Origin of the sequence: Pseudomonas sp. NPDC087029 (genome assembly GCF_044745345.1) — a bacterium.
GTDB lineage: Bacteria > Pseudomonadota > Gammaproteobacteria > Pseudomonadales > Pseudomonadaceae > Aquipseudomonas > Aquipseudomonas faucium.
Window position 1 is genome coordinate 315,668 of sequence record NZ_JBIVAB010000001.1, and the last position, 12,992, is coordinate 328,659.

The 12,992-nt window shown below is 61.4% G+C and carries 10 protein-coding genes and 5 tRNA genes; 12 read left to right on the forward strand and 3 right to left on the reverse strand.

Annotation, left to right across the window (positions count from 1 at the left end; translation table 11 throughout):
* Positions 1–2 precede the first annotated feature (2 nt).
* From ACIPG5_RS01420 to folD, 3 genes are all read right to left on the reverse strand, one after another.
* Entirely contained in the window at positions 3–491 is a 489-nt protein-coding gene (locus ACIPG5_RS01420; protein WP_176512102.1) for an Lrp/AsnC family transcriptional regulator, read from the reverse strand.
* A gap of 73 nt (positions 492–564) precedes the next feature.
* Complete coding sequence (locus ACIPG5_RS01425) at positions 565–1,629, reverse strand: ornithine cyclodeaminase (RefSeq protein ID WP_401372971.1); 1,065 nt, start codon at positions 1,627–1,629, stop codon at positions 565–567.
* A 222-nt stretch (positions 1,630–1,851) separates the two neighbouring features.
* Positions 1,852–2,706: a bifunctional methylenetetrahydrofolate dehydrogenase/methenyltetrahydrofolate cyclohydrolase FolD gene (folD, locus tag ACIPG5_RS01430; RefSeq protein WP_176512100.1), complete on the reverse strand. Its 855-nt coding sequence runs from the start codon at positions 2,704–2,706 to the stop codon at positions 1,852–1,854.
* A 255-nt stretch (positions 2,707–2,961) separates the two neighbouring features.
* On the opposite strand from folD, the gene ACIPG5_RS01435 reads away from it, so the two are divergent.
* The 12 genes from ACIPG5_RS01435 (at position 2,962) to ACIPG5_RS01490 (ending at position 12,847) form a co-directional block, all read left to right on the forward strand.
* Positions 2,962–3,038 (forward strand) — tRNA-Arg (locus tag ACIPG5_RS01435).
* 42 nt (positions 3,039–3,080) lie between these two features.
* A tRNA-His gene (locus tag ACIPG5_RS01440) sits at positions 3,081–3,156 on the forward strand.
* Between the two features lie 53 nt (positions 3,157–3,209).
* Positions 3,210–3,294, forward strand: a tRNA-Leu gene (locus ACIPG5_RS01445).
* 43 nt (positions 3,295–3,337) lie between these two features.
* Positions 3,338–3,413: transfer RNA gene (locus ACIPG5_RS01450), tRNA-His, on the forward strand.
* A 57-nt stretch (positions 3,414–3,470) separates the two neighbouring features.
* Positions 3,471–3,555, forward strand: a tRNA-Leu gene (locus tag ACIPG5_RS01455).
* A 267-nt stretch (positions 3,556–3,822) separates the two neighbouring features.
* Positions 3,823–4,122 carry a DUF6388 family protein gene (locus ACIPG5_RS01460; protein ID WP_039603708.1) on the forward strand — a complete coding sequence of 100 codons (300 nt, stop codon included), beginning with the start codon at positions 3,823–3,825 and terminating at the stop codon, positions 4,120–4,122.
* A 247-nt stretch (positions 4,123–4,369) separates the two neighbouring features.
* Positions 4,370–5,683: a trigger factor gene (gene tig / locus ACIPG5_RS01465; protein WP_236237248.1), complete on the forward strand. Its 1,314-nt coding sequence runs from the start codon at positions 4,370–4,372 to the stop codon at positions 5,681–5,683.
* A gap of 91 nt (positions 5,684–5,774) precedes the next feature.
* On the forward strand, positions 5,775–6,416 hold the full coding sequence (clpP, locus tag ACIPG5_RS01470) for an ATP-dependent Clp endopeptidase proteolytic subunit ClpP (RefSeq protein WP_003259400.1): 642 nt from the start codon (positions 5,775–5,777) through the stop codon (positions 6,414–6,416).
* A gap of 108 nt (positions 6,417–6,524) precedes the next feature.
* Complete coding sequence (gene clpX / locus ACIPG5_RS01475) at positions 6,525–7,808, forward strand: ATP-dependent Clp protease ATP-binding subunit ClpX (protein WP_176512098.1); 1,284 nt, start codon at positions 6,525–6,527, stop codon at positions 7,806–7,808.
* A gap of 162 nt (positions 7,809–7,970) precedes the next feature.
* Complete coding sequence (gene lon, locus ACIPG5_RS01480; protein WP_176512097.1) at positions 7,971–10,367, forward strand: endopeptidase La; 2,397 nt, start codon at positions 7,971–7,973, stop codon at positions 10,365–10,367.
* Positions 10,368–10,519: 152 nt separating this feature from the next.
* Positions 10,520–10,792, forward strand: coding sequence for a nucleoid-associated protein HU-beta (hupB, locus tag ACIPG5_RS01485; protein WP_176512096.1), 273 nt, complete (start codon positions 10,520–10,522; stop codon positions 10,790–10,792).
* Between the two features lie 183 nt (positions 10,793–10,975).
* Complete coding sequence (locus tag ACIPG5_RS01490) at positions 10,976–12,847, forward strand: SurA N-terminal domain-containing protein (protein WP_401372975.1); 1,872 nt, start codon at positions 10,976–10,978, stop codon at positions 12,845–12,847.
* The last annotated feature ends 145 nt before the right edge of the window (positions 12,848–12,992 follow it).

Consider the following 12,992-nt stretch of genomic DNA (forward strand, 5'->3'; position numbering starts at 1 on the left):
CACTACCCGTCGACAGTACCTGCGCTGCTTTTCACCACGGCCAGGTGCGGGTGGGCGACCAGCTTGTCGATGTGCAGGGCTTCGGTGTTCATCCAGCTTTCGCTGAGCACCCGGTAATGCTCCATGTCGCGGCAGTGCAGCTGCAGGCTGTAGTCGAAATGGCCGCTGATCAAGTGGCACTCGTGCACCTGCGGGCAGGCGCGCATGGCGGCCTCGAAGGCCTTCTGCGCGACGCGCCCGCGCTGGTTGGACAGGGCCACCAGCACCAGCAGCGACAGGCCCGGGGCGACCTTGTGCGGGTCGATGATTGCGCCGTAGCCACGAATCACGCCGCGCCGCTCCAGCTTGCGCACGCGCTCAAGGCACGGGCGCGGGGTGAGGTGGACCAGGCTGGAGAGCTTTTCGAAGGTGATGCGGCCATCCACGCGCAGCACATCGAGGATGGCGTGGTCGATGCGGTCCAGCGGCGGTGGGGTGTCCTGGGTGTCCATGCACGTCGGCTTCTTTGTCGAAGGGGCATGCACAGGTTAGGCAAAAAGGGGCTGGCGTGCAGCCCCTGGTCAATCAGGCGCATGCGCTACCGGCCTTGGGCGTGGTGCGAATGCCCACCACCCGGGGCTGGAGCAGCGCATACAGGTCTTTGGGGTTTTCCAGCGAGGGCACCAGCGCGATGCCCTGGCCGATGTTCAAGGCCCGCGCGGTGTCCAGCACGTAGCGCAGCGCCGAGTAGTCCTCCAGGGCAAAGCCTACCGAGTCGAACAGGGTCACTTGCGCGGCGTGCTCGCGGCCCGGGGCCTTGCCTGCCAGCACCTGCCAGAACTCGGTCACCGGCGAGCCGGCGGGCATCTGCTGGATTTCGCCTTCGACGCGGCTTTGTGGCTCGTACTCCACGACCACCCGTGCGCGCTCGACGATGTCGCGGTGCAGTTCGGTCTTGCCGGGGCAGTCGCCGCCCACGGCATTGAGGTGCATGCCGGGCTCGATCATGTCCGGGGTCAGGATCGTGGCGTTGCGCTTGTCGGCGGTGACCGTGGTGACGATGTCGGCGCCGCGTACGGCTTCGGCGACGGAGTGGGCGACGATCAGCTTCAGCCCGGGCCGGCCGGCCAGGTTGGCCACCAGTTTCGCCGTGGCCTTGGGGTCGGTGTCGTACAGGCGGATTTCATCGATGCCCAGCATCGTCTTGAAGGCGATGGCCTGGAACTCGCTTTGCGAACCATTGCCGATCAGCGCCATGCTGCGGCTTTCTTCCCGTGCCAGGTAGCGCGCCGCCAGGGCCGAGGTGGCGGCGGTGCGGATCGCGGTGGTCAGGGTCATTTCGCTGAGCAGCAGCGGCGCGCCGGAGCGCACTTCGCTCAGGGTGCCGAAGGCCATGACCGTGGGCAGGCCTACGCGGGTGTTCTTCGGGTGGCCGTTGACGTATTTGAAGGCGTACAGGTTGGCGTCCGCAACCGGCATCAGCTCGATCACCCCCTCGGGCGAGTGGTTGGCCACCCGCGCGCATTTCTCGAAGGCTGGCCAGCGCAGGTAGTCCTGGCGGATGTATTCGGCCATTTCCATCAGGCAGGTGGCCAGGCCCTTGCGGTTGACCAGGCGGGCGATGTCTTGCACGTCGATATAGCGGGTCATGGGGGTCTCCCTGCAGCAGCGCTCTCAGAGTGGGCGCAGGGCTATTGTCCCGCGGGCGCGGAGCCAAGGCTGGCTGAAACAGGGAGGCGGGGCAGCGGGACCGGCTGATTTCAAGGCCGTGGCAGCCGAATCGGCTGTGTTGCCTGGCAGTGCCAGGATTGCCGTGCGTGCAGGCAAAAAAAACGGCACCTGCCTGAGGTGCCGTTTTCATTTCACGCCATGTTACTTGTGCAGCTCTTCTGCTGCGTACAGCGTGTTCTCGAGCAGGCAGGCGCGGGTCATCGGCCCGACGCCGCCCGGCACCGGGGTGATCCAGCCGGCGCGGGGCAGGGCAGTCTCGTAGACCACATCACCCACCAGCTTGCCGTCGTCCTGGCGGTTGATGCCCACGTCGACGACGATGGCGCCTTGCTTGATCCACTCACCCTTGACCAGGCCCGGCTTGCCGGCGGCCACGACGACCAGGTCGGCCCGACCGACGTGGCCTGCCAGGTCCTTGGTGAAGCGGTGGCAGACGGTCACGGTGCAGCCGGCCAGCAGCAGCTCCATGGCCATCGGCCGGCCGACGATGTTGGACGCGCCGACGATGACCGCGTCCATGCCGTACAGGTCCTGGCCGGTGCTTTGCAGCAGGGTCATGATGCCTTTTGGCGTGCAGGGGCGCAGCAGCGGGATGCGCTGGGCCAGGCGGCCGATGTTGTAGGGGTGGAAGCCATCGACGTCCTTGTCCGGGCGGATGCGTTCGAGCAGCAGCGAGGCGTCCAGGTGCGCCGGCAGCGGCAGCTGCAGGAGGATGCCGTCGACGGCCGGGTCGTCGTTGAGGCGGTCGATCAGCTCGGTCAGGGCTTGCTGCGTGGTATCGCTGGGCAGGTCGAAGGCTTGCGAAATGAAGCCGACCTCTTCGCAGTCCTTGCGCTTGTGCGAAACGTAGACTTGGGAGGCAGGGTCGGTGCCGACCAGGATCACCGCCAGGCCCGGCGTGCGCAGGCCTTGCTGGCGACGCTCCTCGACACGTTGAGCGATCTCTTTGCGCAGGTTGGCGGCGATCGCCTTGCCATCGATTAGGTGTGCAGTCATAGACGCGTGATTAACCATCGAGAAAGGAACAATAAAGAGGGCGCATTCTCGCACGACATGGCCCGAGGGCAAAGGCGGGTGGTCGGGCAAATCCCCTAACCCCTTAAATAATTTAAATTTTTTTGAGAAAGGTGTTGACGCTCCTACGGCTCGCCTATAAGATTCGCCGCACTTGTCGGGCACAGCCTAGCACTGGTTGGCAGAGTCGGGCAGAATGGGTGGTTTGTAACTCGTTCGGTTAGGCTTTTAGCTTATGCGCCCGTAGCTCAGCTGGATAGAGCATCCGCCTTCTAAGCGGATGGTCGCAGGTTCGAGTCCTGCCGGGTGCGCCATTAGGCAGCTTGGGCAAGCAAGTAAGGCTGTATAGCGATATGGTGGGCGTAGCTCAGTTGGTAGAGCGCTGGATTGTGATTCCAGTTGTCGTGGGTTCGATTCCCATCGTCCACCCCATATTCTTCAGAGGCGCCTTGATGCAGATCTGGCGCCTTTGTTTTAAGCGCTACGCGGACGTGGTGAAATTGGTAGACACACTGGATTTAGGTTCCAGCGGCGCAAGCTGTAAGAGTTCGAGTCTCTTCGTCCGCACCATGCTTCTGTAGGCAGTACCGCAACATAGCAACACCGCAATATGGTGGGCGTAGCTCAGTTGGTAGAGCGCTGGATTGTGATTCCAGTTGTCGTGGGTTCGATTCCCATCGTCCACCCCATATTCTTCGAAGGCGCCTTGATTGTATAATCGGGCGCCTTTGTTTTTTCTGCGTTGCGCGGACGTGGTGAAATTGGTAGACACACTGGATTTAGGTTCCAGCGGCGCAAGCTGTAAGAGTTCGAGTCTCTTCGTCCGCACCATCTGATATAAGCGCGTGCTTTCAAGTTGTTGAGGGCATGGCGGTAAAAAGGGCAGCCCATGAGCTGCCCTTTTGCTTTTTGCCGGATGGCTGATTAGGAGTGGGCAGGGGTGTGCTCTGGCACCAGGCGCACTTCGCTTGCGTAGGAATATGCTATTGGCTGGCAAGAATGCATGCGGCCCTTGTAATCCTCTGGTGACACCCCAATAAAAGCTGATAGATTTCAGCCGGTTGAAACCCCGGCCCGTATGCCGGTAGAGGATTACCCATGATTGCCAAAGAAGCCCGCCAGGCCCTGGCGCTGCAGCGATTCGCCGAGGCGAACCCGCAACTGCTCGAAGAAATCCGCGAGCTCGATGCGCGCGAGCAGGCCCAGCAGATCGAGTGGGCCTTCGAGGATGCCGCCGATGAGCAGGGCATCCAGCCCTGGGAGCTGGCGCTGCAACTGATTGCCGAAAGCCCCGAGCAGCTCCAGGCCATGCGCCTGGAAACCCATCGCGAAGTGGCCGAGGCGCTGGGCATGGCCTGGGAAGAGTACTGCCAGTTCAACGAAATCGACCCCGAATAAGGGTGTTTTCCGAGGCTGTGGTTGTTTGACAAGTTATTTCGGCGGCGTGGTGCCAAAAGGCGCTGTGCAGCCCCCTGATATGAACGGGCCTGGCGGCACGCCGTGCGGGCCTTGCAAGCTAATCGACCGGCGTAGTTTCCCGTCGTCCCGGGTGGGGTGACTTCTGCTGCGTGACTCACTAGAATGCTTGCCCTTGATTCTGGAGTCGGGCTATCGCCGGCTAACGTCTGTGCAACGAGGAATATCCATGCAAGTTTCTGTTGAAAACACTTCCGCTCTCGAGCGCCGCATGACCATCGCCGTTCCGGCCGAGCGCGTCGAGAACGAAGTCAACAAGCGTCTGCAGCAGACTGCCAAGCGCGCCAAAGTCGCGGGCTTCCGCCCAGGCAAAGTGCCGATGAGCGTGATCCGCCAGCGTTTCGAAGCCGATGCCCGTCAAGAGGCGTTCGGTGACCTGGTCCAGGCTTCCTTCTACGAAGCCATCGTCGAGCAGAAGCTGAACCCGGCTGGCGCACCTGCCGTTGAGCCGAAGTCCTTCGAAAAGGGCAAGGACCTGGAATTCGTCGCCATCTTCGAAGTGTTCCCTGAGTTCACCGTTGCTGGCCTTGAGTCGATCAACGTCGAGCGCCTGAGCGCCGAAGTGGCCGACGCCGACCTGGACAACATGCTGGAAGTGCTGCGCAAGCAGAACGTGCGCTTCGAAGCCGTTGAGCGCGCTGCCGAGAAAGACGACCAGGTCAACATCGACTTCGTCGGCAAGATCGACGGCGAAGCCTTCGCCGGTGGTTCGGCCAAGGGCACCCAGCTGGTACTGGGCTCCGGCCGCATGATCCCAGGCTTCGAAGATGGCCTGGTAGGCGCCAAGGCGGGCGAAGAGCGCGTTGTCAACGTGACCTTCCCTGAGGACTACCAGAACCTGGACCTGGCTGGCAAAGCCGCCGAGTTCACCATCACCGTCAACAGCGTGTCGGCTCCTCAGCTGCCAGAACTGAACGAAGAATTCTTCGCCCAGTTCGGCATCAAGGAAACCACCCTGGAAGGCTTCCGCACCGAAGTTCGCAAGAACATGGAGCGTGAGCTGCGCCAGGCGATCAAGACCAAGGTCAAGAACCAGGTCATGGACGGTCTGCTGGCCGCCAACCCGATCGAAGTGCCGAAGGCCCTGCTGGAAAACGAAGTCAACCGTCTGCGCGTGCAGGCCGTTCAGCAGTTCGGTGGCAACATCAAGCCTGAGCAACTGCCGGCCGAGCTGTTCGAAGAGCAAGCCAAGCGCCGCGTGGTGCTGGGCCTGATCGTTGCCGAGGTGGTCAAGCAGTTCGAGCTCAAGCCGGACGACGCCAAGGTTCGCGAGATGATCGAAGAGATGGCCTCGGCCTACCAGGAGCCTGAGCAGGTCATCGCCTGGTACTACAAGAACGACCAGCAACTGAACGAAGTCCGTTCGGTTGTGCTGGAAGAACAAGTTGTAGATACTGTTCTGCAGAAAGCGACTGTGACCGACAAGTCGGTCTCGTACGAAGATGCCGTAAAGCCAGCACAGGCGCCTGCCGAAGCTGAGTAATACGCGTCACTCGTAGGAAACCCCCACAAGCCAGCCTTCGCGCTGGCTTGTGCGTATTCAAGCCATGACTATTTGGGAGTGAGCGCAGGACATGTCCCGCAATTCTTATATTCAGCAGAGCTCTGACATCCAGGCCGCAGGCGGCCTGGTCCCGATGGTTATCGAGCAGTCCGCCCGTGGCGAACGTGCCTACGACATCTACTCGCGCCTGTTGAAGGAGCGAGTGATCTTCCTGGTTGGCCCGGTAGAGGACTACATGGCCAACCTGGTAGTGGCGCAGCTGCTGTTCCTTGAAGCGGAAAACCCGGACAAGGATATCCATCTGTACATCAACTCCCCAGGCGGCTCGGTGACAGCTGGCATGTCGATCTACGACACCATGCAGTTCATCAAGCCAGACGTCTCGACCATCTGCATCGGCCAGGCCTGCAGCATGGGCGCCTTCCTCTTGGCCGCTGGTGCCAAGGGCAAGCGCCACTGCCTGCCGAACTCGCGCGTGATGATCCACCAGCCGCTGGGCGGCTTCCAGGGCCAGGCGACCGACATCGAGATCCACGCCCAGGAAATCCTCAACATCAAGGCGCGCCTGAACGAGCTGCTGGCCTACCACACCGGCCAGGACCTCGAGACCATCAAGCGCGATACCGAGCGTGACAACTTCATGAGCGCCTCGCGCGCGGCCGAGTACGGTCTGATCGACTCGGTCTACGACAAGCGGCAACTGGCATCCTGACCTCAGGTGCCAGAGCAGGTAGGTGCCGAAAGCGCCTACCTGCGGACTTGAAAAAGCCCGCAATTGCCTTCATCTTGTGTTTCAAGCCTACCGGATTGGATCGATCGAATGACTGACACCCGTAACGGCGAGGACAGCGGCAAATTGCTTTATTGCTCCTTCTGCGGCAAAAGCCAGCACGAAGTGCGCAAACTGATTGCCGGGCCCTCGGTATTTATCTGCGACGAGTGCGTCGACCTGTGCAACGACATCATCCGTGAGGAGGTGCAGGAAGCCCAGGCCGAGAGCAGCGCGCACAAATTGCCTTCGCCGAAAGAAATCAGCGGCATCCTGGACCAGTACGTCATTGGTCAGGAGCGCGCCAAGAAGGTGCTGTCGGTAGCGGTGTACAACCACTACAAGCGCCTGAACCAGCGTGACAAGAAGGGCGACGAAGTCGAACTCGGCAAGAGCAACATCCTGCTCATCGGGCCTACCGGCTCGGGCAAGACCCTGCTCGCCGAAACCCTTGCTCGTCTGCTGAACGTACCGTTTACCATTGCCGACGCCACCACCCTGACCGAAGCCGGTTATGTGGGTGAGGACGTCGAGAACATCATTCAGAAACTGCTGCAGAAGTGCGACTACGACGTGGAAAAGGCCCAGATGGGCATTGTCTACATCGACGAAATCGACAAGATCTCGCGCAAGTCGGACAACCCGTCGATCACCCGTGACGTTTCGGGCGAAGGCGTGCAGCAGGCGTTGCTGAAGCTGATCGAAGGCACCGTGGCTTCCGTGCCGCCGCAAGGTGGCCGCAAGCACCCGCAACAGGAATTCCTGCAGGTTGATACCCGCAATATCCTGTTCATTTGCGGTGGCGCCTTCTCCGGCCTGGAAAAGGTCATCCAGAACCGCTCCACCAAAGGTGGCATCGGTTTTGGCGCCGAAGTACGCAGCAAGGAAGAAGGCAAGAAGGTCGGCGAATCGCTGCGCGAAGTCGAACCGGACGATCTGGTCAAGTTTGGCCTGATCCCCGAGTTCGTCGGCCGTCTGCCGGTGCTGGCGACCCTCGACGAGCTGGATGAGGCGGCGCTGATGCAAATCCTCACCGAGCCGAAGAACGCCCTGACCAAGCAGTACGCCAAGCTGTTCGAGATGGAAAGCGTGGACCTCGAGTTCCGCAGTGACGCCCTCAAGGCCGTCGCCCGCAAGGCCCTGGAGCGCAAGACTGGCGCCCGTGGCCTGCGTTCGATCCTCGAAGGCGTGCTGCTCGACACCATGTACGAAATTCCTTCGCAGAAGGAAGTCAGCAAGGTGGTGATCGACGAGAGCGTCATCGAAGGCACGTCGCAGCCGCTGCTCATCTACGAGAACAGCGAGCCGCAAGCCAAGGCCGCGCCTGACGCCTGATTCAGGCGATTGGCAGGTGGCGGTAGCAAGCAGAAGGGGCCTACGGGCCCCTTTCTGCTTTTCCTATACAAGCGCTTGTAATTTCCCAGGCGTGCCCCCACATTAGGTCCAAGCATCATTTCCACCGGTTTCCGGCCATAAGGCCGCTGTAGAGGCGAAATCATGAAGACCACCCTCGACTTGCCTCTTTTGCCATTGCGCGATGTCGTTGTTTACCCGCACATGGTCATCCCGCTGTTCGTGGGGCGTGAAAAGTCCATCGAAGCCCTCGAGGCGGCGATGACGGGCGAGAAGCAGATCCTCCTGCTGGCCCAGAAGAACCCAGCCGACGACGACCCGGGCGAAGACGCCCTGTACCGCGTCGGTACCGTCGCCACCGTTCTGCAACTGCTGAAGCTGCCCGATGGCACCGTCAAGGTGCTGGTCGAGGGTGAGCAGCGCGGTGCCGTCGAGCGGTTCAGCGAAGTAGAAGGGCACATCCGTGCCGAAGTATCCCTGATCGACGAAACCGACGCCGCCGAGCGCGAGTCGGAAGTGTTCGTGCGCACCTTGCTGTCGCAGTTCGAGCAGTACGTGCAGCTGGGCAAGAAAGTCCCGGCCGAAGTGCTGTCGTCGCTGAACAGCATCGAAGAGCCTGGGCGCCTGGTCGACACCATGGCCGCGCACATGGCGCTGAAGATCGAGCAGAAGCAAGAGATCCTCGAGATCGTCGACCTGACCACGCGCGTCGAACACGTGCTGGCCCTGCTCGACGCCGAAATCGACCTGCTGCAGGTGGAAAAGCGCATCCGCGGCCGGGTCAAGAAGCAGATGGAGCGCAGCCAGCGCGAGTACTACCTGAATGAGCAGATGAAGGCCATTCAGAAAGAGCTCGGCGATGGCGACGAAGGCCACAACGAAGTCGAAGAGCTGAAAAAGCGCATCGAAGCCGCTGGCCTGCCCAAGGACGCCCTGGCCAAGGCCCAGGCCGAGCTGAACAAGCTCAAGCAGATGTCGCCGATGTCGGCCGAGGCCACCGTGGTGCGCTCCTACCTCGACTGGCTCGTGCAGGTGCCGTGGAAGGCCCAGAGCAAGGTCCGCCTGGACCTGGCCAAGGCCGAGGAAATCCTCGATGCCGACCACTATGGCCTGGAAGAGGTCAAGGAACGCATTCTCGAGTACCTCGCGGTGCAGAAGCGCGTGAAGAAGATCCGTGGCCCGGTACTGTGCCTGGTCGGCCCGCCTGGCGTCGGCAAGACCTCCCTGGCCGAGTCGATCGCTGCCGCGACCAACCGCAAGTTCGTGCGCATGGCCCTGGGTGGCGTGCGTGACGAGGCCGAAATCCGTGGCCACCGTCGGACCTACATCGGTTCGATGCCGGGCCGCCTGATCCAGAAGATGACCAAGGTGGGTGTACGCAACCCGCTGTTCCTGCTCGACGAGATCGACAAGATGGGCAGCGACATGCGTGGCGACCCGGCCTCGGCGCTGCTGGAAGTGCTCGACCCCGAGCAAAACCACAATTTCAACGACCACTACCTGGAAGTCGATTACGACCTCTCGGACGTGATGTTCCTGTGCACCTCGAACTCGATGAACATTCCGCCGGCGCTGCTCGACCGCATGGAAGTCATCCGCCTGCCGGGCTACACCGAGGACGAGAAGATCAACATCGCGGTCAAGTACCTGACGCCCAAGCAGGTCAAGGCCAACGGCTTGAAGAAGGAAGAGCTGGAGATCGACGTCTCGGCGATTCGCGACATCATCCGTTACTACACCCGTGAAGCGGGCGTGCGGGGCCTCGAGCGGCAGATCGCCAAGGTGTGCCGCAAGGTGGTCAAGGAGCACACCGGGCAGAAGCAGGTGAAGGTCAAGGTCACCAGCGAGCAGCTCGAGCACCTGCTCGGCATTCGCAAGTTCCGCTACGGCCTGGCCGAGCAGCAGGACCAGATCGGCCAGGTCACGGGCCTTGCGTGGACGCAGGTGGGCGGCGAACTGCTGACCATCGAGTCGGTGGTGATCCCCGGCAAGGGCCAGTTGATCAAGACCGGCTCGCTCGGCGACGTCATGGTCGAATCCATCACTGCCGCGCAAACCGTGGTCCGTAGCCGTGCCCGCAGCCTGGGCATCGCGGCCGACTTCCACGAGAAGCACGACGTGCACATCCACATGCCCGAAGGCGCCACGCCCAAGGACGGCCCGAGTGCCGGTATTGGCATGTGCACCGCGCTGGTCTCGGCGCTGACCCAGATTCCGGTGCGTGCCGACGTTGCCATGACCGGCGAAATCACCCTGCGTGGCCAGGTTCTGGCGATCGGCGGGCTGAAGGAAAAACTGCTGGCAGCCCACCGCGGTGGAATCAAGACGGTGATCATTCCCGAGGAGAATGTTCGCGATCTGAAGGAAATTCCGGAAAATATCAAACAGGATCTTCAGATCAAACCGGTCAAATGGATTGACGAAGTCCTGCAAATTGCGCTGCAATACGCCCCGGAGCCCTTGCCAGATGTGGCTCCTGAGATTGTCGCGAAAGATGAAAAGCGCGACGGCGATGCTAAGGAAAGAATCAGCACGCATTAGTAGTTTTTGCTTGGGGGGCTTTCCTTGACAGTTTTTTCGGGGCCTTGCTATAAAGCGGCACGCTATTGTCAACAAGCCACCCAGCGCACGTTTCATAAGCTTTTCATTACATACTTAGAAACAAACTCAATAGAGAAATAAGGGGACTTAGAGTGAACAAGTCGGAACTGATTGACGCTATCGCTGCATCGGCTGACATTTCCAAGGCTGCCGCAGGCAAGGCTCTGGATGCTGTGATCGACTCCGTGACCGGTGCCCTGAAAGCAGGCGACGACGTCGTCCTGGTTGGCTTCGGCACTTTCTCGGTCAAAGAGCGCGCTGAGCGCACCGGCCGCAACCCGCAAACCGGCAAGGCCATCAAGATCGAGGCTGCCAAGGTTCCAGGCTTCAAGGCTGGCAAAGGCCTGAAAGACGCCGTTAACTAAGTCGTCTCTTTCAGCCGGACCCGGCCTGGCCAGGTCCGAGCACGCTGACGGCGGGCCGCAAACGTTCCCGCCTGACACGTTTGCTAAGAAAAGGCGCATCCTCGGATGCGCCTTTCTTTTATCAGGATTCTACCCACGCTCCGCGGTTGTCGACGCAGTGGTACAGCCGTTTCTGGGGGACGCATGCTGCAAAATATCAGGGACAATTCACAAGGTTGGATTGCCAAGACCATCATCGGCCTCATCGTCGTGCTGATGGCGTTGACCGGCTTCGATGCCATTTTCAAGGCCACCACCCATAGCCAGGACGCCGCCAAGGTGAACGGGCACACCATCAGCCTCAATGAGCTGAGCCAAGCGGCCGACATGCAGCGCCGCCAGCTCGTGCAACAGTTGGGCAAGGATTTCGACCCGGCACTGCTGGACGAGAAGCTGCTGCGTGATGCCGCACTCAAAGGGCTGATCGAGCGCAAGCTGCTGTTGCAGGGCGCCGAAGACGCCAAGTTCGCTTTCTCCGAGGCCGAGCTGGATCAAGTGATCCTGCAGACCCCCGAGTTCCAGGTCGATGGCAAATTCAACGCCGACCGCTTCGACCAGGTCATTCGCCAGATGGGCTACGGCCGCATGCAGTTCCGCGACATGCTTGCCGAGGAAATGCTGATTGGCCAGCTGCGCACCGGCATCGCCGGCAGCAGCTTCGTCACCGACCAGCAGGTCGATGCCTTTGCCCGCCTGGAAAACCAGACCCGCGACTTCGCTTCCCTGACCTTCAAGGCCGACCCGGCAGCGGTCAAGGTCAGCGACGAAGAGGTCAAGGCGCACTATGACCAGCACGCCAAGGAGTTCATGACTCCCGACCAGGTGGTCATCGACTACATCGAGCTGAAGAAGTCGGCGTTCTTCGACCTGGTCAAGGTCACTGACGAAGAGCTCAAGGCCCAGTACGAGAAGGAAATCGCCAACCTCGCCGAGCAGCGCCATGCCGCGCACATCCTCATCGAGGTCAACGACAAGGTCACCGATGCCCAGGCCAAGGCCCGCATCGAAGAGGTCGAGCAACGCCTGGCCAAGGGTGAAGACTTCGCCAAGTTGGCCAAGGAGTTCTCCCAGGACCCAGGTTCCGCCAACAACGGTGGTGACCTTGGTTTCGCAGGCCCGGGTGTATATGACCCGGCGTTCGAAACGGCCCTGTACAAGCTCAACGACGGCCAGGTGTCGGCCCCGGTGCGCACCGACTTCGGCTACCACCTAATCAAGCTGCTGGGCAAGCAGGCGCCGGAAGTACCGAGCTTCGCCAGCCTGAAGGACAAGCTGACCCATGACCTGAAGATGCCGCTGGTCGAGCAACGCTATGTCGATGCCAGCAAGCAACTGCAGGACGCTGCCTACGAGGCTGCAGACCTGGCCCAGCCGGCCCAGGACCTGAACCTCAAGGTGCACACCTCGGCGCCGTTCGGCCGTGAGGGTGGTGAAGGCATCACGGCCAACCGTGGCGTGATCCAGGCGGCATTCTCCGAAGAAGTGCTGGAGGAGGCTGCCAACAGCACCGCCATCGAGCTGGATCCGGAAACCACCGTGGTACTGCGCGTCAAGGAACACCGCAAGCCTGCGCAGATGCCGCTGGAAGCCGTGGCCAAGAACATCCGCGAGCACCTGGCCAAGGAAAAGGCGACTGCCGAACTCAAGGCCAAGGCAGACAAGCTGATCGCCGGCCTGCGTGACGGCTCCATCGCCGCCACCGCTGGCCACGATGGGCAGAACTGGAAGGCCTTCGAAGCCGTTACCCGCGGCCAGGACGGTATCGACCCCGCCGAGCTGCAGGCGCTGTTCCGCCTGGCCAAGCCGCAAGCCAAGGACAAGCCCGAATACGGCAGCGTGGTCCTGGCCGATGGCAGCCTGGTTGTGCTGCAGCTCAAGGGCGTCAACGAAGGCGCGGCCGCCAGCGATGAAGAGAAACAGCAGATTCGCCGCTACCTCGCTTCGCGCGCGGGCCAGCAGGACTTCGCGGCGTACCGCAAGCAGCTGGAAAGCACAGCGGACATCACGCGCTACTGAGTGACTGTTCGGTAAAAAAACGGGCCGCTTGATGCGGCCCGTTTTTTTTATGTGGCTTGTACCTCCCACAGGTACCCCATTGCCCTGCAGGCCGATGAGGTATTTGTGGGAGCGGGCTTGCCCCGCGAAAGGGCCGGCACAGGCA

What these genes read in the sequence shown, in the direction of transcription:
- ACIPG5_RS01420 (WP_176512102.1), bottom strand. Translation starts at nt 491, where the DNA reads ATGGACACCCAGGACACCCCACCGCCGCTGGACCGCATCGACCACGCC.
- ACIPG5_RS01425 (WP_401372971.1), bottom strand. Translation starts at nt 1,629, where the DNA reads ATGACCCGCTATATCGACGTGCAAGACATCGCCCGCCTGGTCAACCGC.
- folD (WP_176512100.1), bottom strand. Translation starts at nt 2,706, where the DNA reads ATGACTGCACACCTAATCGATGGCAAGGCGATCGCCGCCAACCTGCGC.
- ACIPG5_RS01460 (WP_039603708.1), top strand. Translation starts at nt 3,823, where the DNA reads ATGATTGCCAAAGAAGCCCGCCAGGCCCTGGCGCTGCAGCGATTCGCC.
- tig (WP_236237248.1), top strand. Translation starts at nt 4,370, where the DNA reads ATGCAAGTTTCTGTTGAAAACACTTCCGCTCTCGAGCGCCGCATGACC.
- clpP (WP_003259400.1), top strand. Translation starts at nt 5,775, where the DNA reads ATGTCCCGCAATTCTTATATTCAGCAGAGCTCTGACATCCAGGCCGCA.
- clpX (WP_176512098.1), top strand. Translation starts at nt 6,525, where the DNA reads ATGACTGACACCCGTAACGGCGAGGACAGCGGCAAATTGCTTTATTGC.
- lon (WP_176512097.1), top strand. Translation starts at nt 7,971, where the DNA reads ATGAAGACCACCCTCGACTTGCCTCTTTTGCCATTGCGCGATGTCGTT.
- ACIPG5_RS01490 (WP_401372975.1), top strand. Translation starts at nt 10,976, where the DNA reads ATGCTGCAAAATATCAGGGACAATTCACAAGGTTGGATTGCCAAGACC.